Source organism: Aestuariivita sp., from assembly GCF_049276915.1.
Lineage (GTDB): Bacteria > Pseudomonadota > Alphaproteobacteria > Rhodobacterales > Rhodobacteraceae > Aestuariivita.
Genome location: NZ_JBASXK010000057.1, coordinates 1 through 8371, shown reverse-complemented (window position 1 = coordinate 8371; position 8371 = coordinate 1). Strand labels below are relative to the sequence as shown.

At 61.0% G+C, this 8371-nt stretch carries 9 protein-coding genes and 1 pseudogene; 1 reads left to right on the top strand and 9 read right to left on the bottom strand.

Annotated features, from left to right (window positions below):
• The 3 genes and pseudogenes from WAO69_RS06125 to WAO69_RS06115 all read right to left on the bottom strand — a co-directional run.
• Positions 1-440, bottom strand: a 440-nt coding sequence (locus tag WAO69_RS06125) for a hypothetical protein (RefSeq protein ID WP_422177168.1), incomplete at its 3' end; no start/stop codon positions are given.
• A gap of 306 nt (positions 441-746) precedes the next feature.
• Positions 747-986: pseudogene (locus WAO69_RS06120) on the bottom strand (response regulator); the annotation flags it as partial.
• A gap of 98 nt (positions 987-1084) precedes the next feature.
• A complete protein-coding gene (locus WAO69_RS06115) occupies positions 1085-1363 on the bottom strand; it encodes a DUF1153 domain-containing protein (protein ID WP_422177167.1) in 279 nt (92 codons plus the stop codon).
• Positions 1364-1496: 133 nt separating this feature from the next.
• On the opposite strand from WAO69_RS06115, the gene mnmA reads away from it, so the two are divergent.
• Entirely contained in the window at positions 1497-2642 is a 1146-nt protein-coding gene (gene mnmA, locus WAO69_RS06110; protein WP_422177166.1) for a tRNA 2-thiouridine(34) synthase MnmA, read from the top strand.
• Here the strand turns inward: mnmA and lpxB are convergent.
• From lpxB to bamA, 6 genes are all read right to left on the bottom strand, one after another.
• Positions 2636-3796: a lipid-A-disaccharide synthase gene (gene lpxB, locus WAO69_RS06105; RefSeq protein WP_422177165.1), complete on the bottom strand. Its 1161-nt coding sequence runs from the start codon at positions 3794-3796 to the stop codon at positions 2636-2638. The genes mnmA and lpxB overlap by 7 nt on opposite strands.
• On the bottom strand, positions 3796-4704 hold the full coding sequence (locus tag WAO69_RS06100; protein ID WP_422177164.1) for an LpxI family protein: 909 nt from the start codon (positions 4702-4704) through the stop codon (positions 3796-3798). The genes lpxB and WAO69_RS06100 overlap by 1 nt, the downstream gene beginning before the upstream one ends.
• A gap of 4 nt (positions 4705-4708) precedes the next feature.
• Complete coding sequence (lpxA, locus tag WAO69_RS06095; RefSeq protein ID WP_422177163.1) at positions 4709-5500, bottom strand: acyl-ACP--UDP-N-acetylglucosamine O-acyltransferase; 792 nt, start codon at positions 5498-5500, stop codon at positions 4709-4711.
• Positions 5500-5961, bottom strand: coding sequence for a 3-hydroxyacyl-ACP dehydratase FabZ (fabZ, locus tag WAO69_RS06090; RefSeq protein WP_422177162.1), 462 nt, complete (start codon positions 5959-5961; stop codon positions 5500-5502). Before fabZ ends, lpxA begins: the two co-directional genes overlap by 1 nt.
• Before the next feature lie 69 nt (positions 5962-6030).
• On the bottom strand, positions 6031-6606 hold the full coding sequence (locus WAO69_RS06085) for an OmpH family outer membrane protein (RefSeq protein ID WP_422177161.1): 576 nt from the start codon (positions 6604-6606) through the stop codon (positions 6031-6033).
• A gap of 8 nt (positions 6607-6614) precedes the next feature.
• On the bottom strand, positions 6615-8371 hold a 1757-nt coding region (gene bamA, locus WAO69_RS06080), incomplete at its 5' end, for an outer membrane protein assembly factor BamA (protein WP_422177160.1).

Here is an 8371-nt window from a genome sequence, read left to right as displayed (position 1 = left end):
TTGCTGATGACGATGGAGCCAGCAAAGCGCGGATTGTTATGAATCAGGGCGTCACGCTTGGCGGGTGCTATGAATGCGCTGCGCACAAGGTAGGCATGCCGGGCCTGCGGATAGACGGCCAGCAAATGCGCCATCAGTTCATCTTGGCCGCGAAACGGCAGGTTGGTGACAACCCAGTCAACGTCCAGATCGCCAGCGATGGCTTCGATCGGCATTTGGATGACGCCGGGCGCAGCTTGGATATCGCTGCAGACAACGCCGGTCACGCCGTGGATCTTTTCCAGCTCAATGGCCATGTGGCGCTGGCCTGCGGCAGGTTCGTGAACCTTGCCTGCGATGCCGACGTGGCGGTGCAGGGCTGGGATGAGCCTGTCGGCTTCTAAGGTGTAGTAGGCATCACGATCGGTGCGATCGTACTGATGCAGGGCGATATTTGTCATCTCGATGTGACCTCAATTTGAGGCCGCTTCTGGTGACAGCGGTGCGCGGGTGTGCTATATATTGCTTGTCAAAAATGCACTTCTCTTTTCCCCGTCGCGCTGTCCTCTCAGTGCGGCGGGTTTCTTATTTCAGAAGGTCTTGCGCGGCTTGTTTCGTGCCTGCGTTTGGCATGTCGCAAACGTTGTTGCCATTGGCTGTCACGTATTCAGCCATTTCGCGGTACCGCGTCAGGTGAATTGCTTTGACTTTGATTGAGGGCGGCGCTTCTTTGCGTGCGCGCTTTGCCTTCAGCGTTTCTTGGCTCCACCCGACAGGATCAGGATCGGCGTTTCGATCCGCGCCATGCGCAGTTGTTTGAGAACGTCATGGCCATGCATGTCCGGCAGGTTCAGATCCAGAAGAATAAGGTCGTAATCATACAGCTTGGCCAGATCGATGCCCTCTTCACCCAGATCGGTGCAATAGATGTTCAGGTTCGCATTCGTCAGCATCAGTTCGATGCTTTTTGACGTTGTCGGATCGTCTTCAACCAAAAGGACGCGCATTCTGCTATCTCCGTTCAAGTTCCCCAATGTCTTGCAGGCACAGTGTCGAAAAAATGTTAATCACAAGTTAAGCATTTAACATTTATCTCATATACAACTTATGGTTGTCTATACTTTTTGATCATCGTCGCTTTCAAGGCCTCTTCACCATGTTCTGAAACCGCCACCAGCCATTCCTGAAACTCATCCGGGCTGATGCCATAGCGTGCCAGCGCATCCTCTTGCGTGATCAACCCGTAAAGCACCCCGCGCACCACGCGCGCCTTGCGCGAGGCGACCCAGCGGGTGGTTCCGGGTTCGGGTAGATCCGCATGGGTCATCACCGTTCCGTCCGGCAATGTGACCGTGCGTGGTCCGTTCACTTTTTTCAGATACATGGCGCTGCTTCCTGTGTTCGCGAGGGCCATATTCAGACAGGACCTTTAACAGGGAGTGAAACCAGCACTTGAGACTGCATAGGATTTTCCTATATTCCGCATCAACACCCCCGCGTTTCAAAGGACTTTCGTGATGGCGCTTGACCGACCCGGCACGCTGAACTCGCTTGGCTTTGCCAAACCCCCTGCTGAAACGCGGGTGGTTGTGGCCATGTCCGGCGGTGTGGACAGCTCGGTTGTCGCCGCTCATCTTGCCGAAGAAGGCTATGATGTCATCGGCGTGACCCTGCAGCTTTATGATCACGGCGCGGCTCTGGCCAAGAAAGGGGCCTGTTGCGCCGGCATCGATATCCATGATGCGCGCCGCGTGGCCGAAGAGCGTGGATTTCCCCATTACGTGCTGGATTACGAGAACATCTTCAAGGATGCCGTGATCGACGAATTCGCCGACAGCTATCTGGCGGGCGCGACCCCAGTGCCCTGCATCCGCTGCAATGAGCGGGTGAAATTCAAGGATCTGCTGGAAACAGCCCGCGATCTTGAGGCCGATTGCATGGCGACCGGCCACTACATCCAGCGCAAGGATGGCCCCAACGGCCCCGAACTGCACTGCGCCGCCGATGCCAACCGCGATCAAAGCTATTTCCTGTTCTCGACCACCCGCGAACAACTGGATTTCCTGCGCTTCCCGCTGGGCCATTTGCCCTCCAAGGATGCCACCCGCAGCCTGGCCGCCCAATACGGGCTCAGCGTGGCCGACAAACCCGATAGCCAGGATATCTGTTTTGTGCCCAATGGCGACTACGCCTCGGTGATCGAGAAACTGCGCCCCGGCGCGGCCGATCCGGGCGACATCGTGGATACCGATGGCAATGTGCTGGGCACTCATCGTGGCGTGATCCATTACACCGTCGGTCAGCGGCGCGGTCTGGGCATCGGCGGGCTCAGCGATCCGCTATACGTGGTACGTCTGGACGTGGACAGGAAACAGGTCGTCGTCGGCCCCAAGGAGCTGTTGGCCACGCGCATCGTCCCGGTGCGCGAGATCAACTGGCTGGGGGATGAACCCTTTGACAGCCGCCCGGAGTGGCATGTGTCTGTGCGCGTGCGCTCGACCCGCCCGCCGCATGAGGCCATCATCCGCCCGCTGTCGGCAACCGAGGCCGAGGTCGAACTGATCTCGCCCGAAGAAGGCGTGTCACCGGGTCAGGCCTGCGTGTTCTATGAAAGCGACGCAAGCCGCATCTTTGGCGGTGGCTGGATCTGGCGCGGCTACTGAGCCAAACCGTCCAGCACCGCGCGCGCGGCGCGCAGGCCCGGTGCCTCACCGCCCAGCCCCAACCGATCCATCGTCAGCGCCATGGCGGCTTCCTGCGCCTCTGGATCGGCGATCACAGCGCGCAGCGCCTGATCAATCAGATCGCCCCGGCACTCCGGCCCGAACCGTTCCGGCACCACGCGGGTATCCGAGACCAGATTGACCAGCGTTGCCGTATCCACGCGCATCATCCGCTTGATGATGTGCCAAGTCAGCGTGTTGAAACGATAGGCGATCACCATGGGCGTGCGCGCCGCCGCCAGTTCCAGAGACACGGTGCCCGAGGCGGCCAGCGCGATTTCCGCCGCCGCAAAGGCACCGCGCTTGGCCTGTGCGGCATCCTCGGCACGCATCTCGCGCGGATCGATCAGGATCGGCGCTCCGGGCCAGTTCCGCGCGGCCTCTTGCACCAGATCGACCACCGGAGCCGCGGCCGGAACCACGATCCGCCACTCGGGCCGATCCGCCATGAACAGGCGCAAGGCATCGCCAAAGGGTGCCGCCAGCCGCCCCACTTCCCCGCGCCGCGATCCGGGCAGCACCAGCATCAGCGGTGCGTCTCCCAGCCCGTATTGCGCGCGAAACGCTGCGGCATCTGCCTGTGACGGCACGGTTTCGGCCACAACCGGATGACCCACGAAATCGCATTCCATCCCGGCGGCCTGCATATAGGGCGGCTCGAACGGAAACAGGGCCAGCGCCTGATCAATCACGCGCGCCATCTTGCGCGCGCGTCCCGGACGCCAGGCCCAGACGGTTGGAGCCACGTAATGCACCGTGCGAATATCCGAGCGCGCCTTGACCAGCCTGGCCACGCGCAGACAGAAATCCGGGCTGTCGATGGTGATCAGAACATCGGGTTTTGCCGCGATCACTGCCTCGGCGGTCTGTGCGATGCGGCGTTTGAGCTCGAAATACTTGGGCAGGATCTCGGCCAGACCCATGACGCTCAGCTCTTCCATGGGAAACAGGCTGTGAAGCCCATGCGCCGCCATCTGCGGCCCGCCCACGCCCTCAAAGTGCAGGCCATCGTCCAACAGGGTGCGCAGCCCCGCCATCAGGGCCCCGCCCAGCCGGTCGCCGGACGGCTCACCGGCGATCAGAAAAACGCGCATCAGAGGATCTCACGCACTGTCAGGAACAGCCCGGCCTGATCACACAGGCGCAGCACCTCGGCGCGCTCCAGCACCATCACGCCGCCTGCATCCAGAACCAGGCCGCGCAGACCCGCGCGCGCCGCCCCCCGGATCGTGGCAGGACCAATCGTCGGAAGATCAGCGCGGCGATCCTGACCGGGTTTCGGGCCCTTGAACAACACGCCCCCGGCCCCCTTGCGACGGGCTTTCTCGGCGGCTTCCCCTGACAGCCAGTCCGCTGCCTCATCCAGCACCTCGCCCACGCCGTCCATCACCCAACTGAACGGATCATCCGCAGGCGGCATCAGCGCACTGCGCGGTTTGGCCAGATCCGCGAGCATCGCGTCAGTTCCGCGCGCATCCTCGCGCGCCAGCACCGCATCAGCGCGGATCACACAGGCCTGACCCTCGTCAATCGCGGCCATCTCGGCCAGAACCTGTCGGGCCAGCCGCATTTCCCGGTCAATCGCCCCGTCCGGCAAGACCTGCGTCTGCGTGCCCACAGGCGGCAGCAGGATCGGCGCGATCTCATGGGCCCCCTTGACGGTGAAGCCCGCCCCTTCGAACACCTGAATGATCGCGCGCAAGGCACCATCATCGCCCGGCTGGATCGCCCGTTGCAACACCGGCACCAAAGGTATGGTGGCTGCATCAATCTGGGCGATGTCAATTTCGGGACGGCTGACCGCGCCGCAAAAGCAGACCTCGCGAATGCCACGGGATGTGAGCGTTTCGATCAGGCTGCCCAGATGTTCGAGGCGAAAGATGATCTCGGGCTCCAGACCGTCGGGCATGTTGCCCATCAGGGTGCAGACCAGCGGTGCCTCCATCTCGGCGGCAACCGCCGCAGGCAGCGCACCGCGCCCTGAGATCAACGCCTGCGCCATGACCTTAACTCGGGGTCAGGAACGACCGGTCGCTGTCGCCCAGAACAAAGCGCACGATCTGTTGCACATAGTCGCTGTCATGTTCCTCGCCCATGCGGCGCGCGCGGTCCTGAAACGTGCCCTCGCCCTGTGCCAGCATCTGGAAGGCTGCACGCAATGCCGTGATATCGGCGCGCGACACGCCCCGGCGTTTCAACCCGACAAGGTTCAGCCCGTCCAGTTCGCCGCGCGGTGCCTGCACCAGACCATAGGGAATCACATCATTTGTCACCATGGTCACAGCGCCGATGATCGCGCCCTGCCCGATGCGCACGAATTGATGAATACCGCTGAGCCCGCCGACGATCACATCGTCTTCAAGAATGCAATGACCGGCTATTGCCGCCGAATTCACCACGATCACCCGATCGCCGATGATCGCATCATGGGCAATATGACAACCGGCCATGAACAACCCGTCGTCGCCCACGCGCGTCACGCCGCCGCCGCCTTCGGTCCCGGCGTTCATCGTGACATGTTCGCGGATCCGCGCGCGCGCCCCGATGCGCAGAGAGCTTTTCTCGCCGCGATACTTCTTGTCCTGCGGCACTTCGCCAATGACCGCAAAGGAATAGATGACGCTGTCTTCGCCGATGACCGTGTCGCCTGTCGCCACCACATGGCTTTTCAGCTCGACCCGGTCACCCAGAACCACCTCGGAGCCGATCACGCAGAGGGGGCCGATGATACAGCCCTGTCCGATTTGTGCGCCCGGCTCGATTACCGCGCTGGGATGGATCTGCGCAGATTTTCCCATCAGCCGTTCATGTCCATCATCGCGGTGAATTCCGCCTCGGCGGCCATTTCGCCCTCGACAGTGGCCACGCCCTTGAAGCGCCAGACCTTGCCGCCCGGACGGCCCCGGGTTGTTGTGAGTTTCATCTCGAGCACATCTCCGGGAACGACCATGCGTCGGAACTTACACCCATCAATCGCCATGAAATAGACCTTCATTTCGCGATCCACATAGTCCAGCGCAATGCCCACCATCACGGCGGCGGTTTGCGCCATGGCCTCGACGATGGTCACACCCGGCATGATCGGATTACCCGGAAAGTGGCCCTGGAAATGAGGCTCGTTCATGCTGACATTCTTGATGCCAAGCGCTGACGAATAGCCGTCGATATCGACAACCTTGTCCACCAGAAGAAACGGATAACGATGAGGAAGGATGCGCTGGATCAACCCGATATCCGCGCGTTTGAGCTCTGATGACATTTGCTGGTCCGCCTTGGTCTTTATTGCCCGCGTTGAGTATCAAGCCCCCCGCCCCAGAGCAAGCCGTGGCTATTGGCGCTCTAGGTGTTGGCCATCGCCGATGGCGGAATTGATCCGCTCGATAGCCAGATCGGTCACATCCGTGGCATTCAGGCTCAAGAACACGCTGCCCCGCTCCAGCAAGACGGCAGCGCCCGCATCCGCCATCAGTTGTTCGAGAACCGGAACCACGGCCTGCAGGAAAATCACCTGATCCGCTTCTCCGCGCTGGCTGAGGTCGCGGGCTTTCGCGTCCTGCGTGCGGCGAATTTCCTGCACCTTGGCATCAAACGCATCTGCAAGCGCGCGAAACGCTTCGGGGTCCATTGTCGCGCGCCGCTCGGTCAGGCTGCGCTCTTCTTCGGTCAGTTGCGCCTCGATACGCCGGTTTTCAGCCGACAGCACGGCACTGTCGGCTTCGCGTTCCTGCGCGACACGCTTGCCGAATTCGGATCCGGAAAAAAGCCGATCGGATTCGATTGTCAGGATCGGGCTTTGAATGGTGCCGAACTGCTGGGCTTGCGCCCCCGGCGTTTGCAAGACGCATAACGCCAGAAGCAGAACCGCTATACGGATCGGCAGGCTTACGGATCCGCTCCGGCGCATGTCCGGCCTCAGAACTGGGTCGACAAAGTAAAGTCGAAGGACTGTTCCTTGTCGAAGGATTCTTTTCTCAGGGCATTGGTAAAGTTGAAGCGCAACGGACCGATCGGCGTGTCCCAGAACACCGACAGACCGATGACCTGACGCGCCGAGCCGGATTCGCCGACGATCGTGCCACCTGCGGTATTGACGTTGCTCAGATCCCAAAGGTTGCCGATGTCATAAAACAAACCGCCCCGGATCCCCAGTTCTTCGGGCAGGCCCAGCGGGAATTCCGCCTCAAAGCGCGCGACGGCATAGAGGTTGCCGCCCAGGGCATCATCGGCCCCGCCTGACTGGTCACGCGGACCGATCCCTGCCGGTTCAAAGCCACGCATGATCGACGAGCCCAGAAGGAAACGATCGGTGATCCGGCTGAAGGTATTTCCCCTCCATGCCAGCGCGCCGCCCTCGAACGAGGCGCGCAGTGTCACCTCTTCGTTCAGAACAAGCCTTTGCGCAATCACCTTTGCAGTGGTCTTGATATATTGGTTGTCGCCCGACAGACCGGCAAAATCCTGTGACAGCTCAACCAGCACACCCGCGTTCGGATCCAGTCCGGACAAGCGGCTGTCAAAGGCGAAGGTATAGCCCAGACCCGACGAGGACAAAGCACCCTGAGCGATCTCGTTGTTGATGGTGGCACTGGTGATGGCACCGGTCCGCGTCAGCATTTCCGTATCGTCGTAGAAATAGCGCAGCGACAGCCGCGAGCGCTCTCCCAGCGGGAAGGTCAGTTGCGGGAGGAAGAAGACGCGTTCGGAGTCATAGGCCGCAAAGTTGGAATCTTCTTCCGTATAGCCAACGCCCAGATCAAACCTCAGATCCCGTCCAAGAAGCGCGGGTTCAGAGAAGGAGACTGTATAGGCCGCGTTGTCTTCCGTGGTCGCCCATCTGAAGCCAATGGACTGGCCACGGCCTAGGAAGTTTCTTTCGGTCAGACCGATGGCAATACCAAAGCCATCGTTGCGCGAAAATGATCCACCCAGGTTCAAAGAGCCCGTCGGCTGTTCCGTCACCTCGACATCCACCAGCACCTGATCGCTGCTCGATCCTTCGCGCACATCCACAGCGGCATCCGTAAAGAAGCCAAGCGCGCGGATTCGTTCGGCACTCTGACGGATCTCGCGCGGGTTGAAGGGGTCGCCTTCCACAACGCGGAACTGGCGGCGGATCACCTGATCGAGGGTGGTCGTGTTGCCCTCGATATCAATCCGCTCGACAAAGATGCGCGGGCCGCGCGTCAGAACGAATTCCACATCCAGTGTCAGATCGCGATCATTGCGCACAACGCGCGGTTCAACCCGAAGGAAATCCACGCCGTCGCGCACGGCAAGACGCTCCATACGGGCGATGGTGCTTTCGATCAGAGCCGGAGAATAGACCACACCGGGACGAATGCGCATGGACTCCTGATATGGGCCGGCGTCGACGCCGGGGAATTCGCTCAGGGTCGACACCTGGCCGAATTTGAACTGCTGACCTTCCTGCACATTGATCACCAGGAAGAACCCGTCCCGCTCTTCGGTGAGTTCGACATTGGTGCTGTTGACGCGGAAATCCACATAGCCGCGCGACAGGTAGAAATCGGTCAAGACCTGCTTGTCGAACTCGATCCGGTCTTCGATCAGGGTATCGGCGCGAATGAAGGTGCGCAGAAGGCCCGCCTGCTTGGTTTGCAGAACACGACGCAGGCGTCGGTCGGAATATGCGCGGTTGCCCACAAAGC

What these genes read in the sequence shown, in the direction of transcription:
- lpxB (WP_422177165.1), bottom strand. Translation starts at nt 3,796, where the DNA reads ATGCGCGTTTTTCTGATCGCCGGTGAGCCGTCCGGCGACCGGCTGGGC.
- WAO69_RS06100 (WP_422177164.1), bottom strand. Translation starts at nt 4,704, where the DNA reads ATGGCGCAGGCGTTGATCTCAGGGCGCGGTGCGCTGCCTGCGGCGGTT.
- mnmA (WP_422177166.1), top strand. Translation starts at nt 1,497, where the DNA reads ATGGCGCTTGACCGACCCGGCACGCTGAACTCGCTTGGCTTTGCCAAA.
- WAO69_RS06115 (WP_422177167.1), bottom strand. Translation starts at nt 1,363, where the DNA reads ATGTATCTGAAAAAAGTGAACGGACCACGCACGGTCACATTGCCGGAC.
- WAO69_RS06085 (WP_422177161.1), bottom strand. Translation starts at nt 6,606, where the DNA reads ATGCGCCGGAGCGGATCCGTAAGCCTGCCGATCCGTATAGCGGTTCTG.
- fabZ (WP_422177162.1), bottom strand. Translation starts at nt 5,961, where the DNA reads ATGTCATCAGAGCTCAAACGCGCGGATATCGGGTTGATCCAGCGCATC.
- lpxA (WP_422177163.1), bottom strand. Translation starts at nt 5,500, where the DNA reads ATGGGAAAATCTGCGCAGATCCATCCCAGCGCGGTAATCGAGCCGGGC.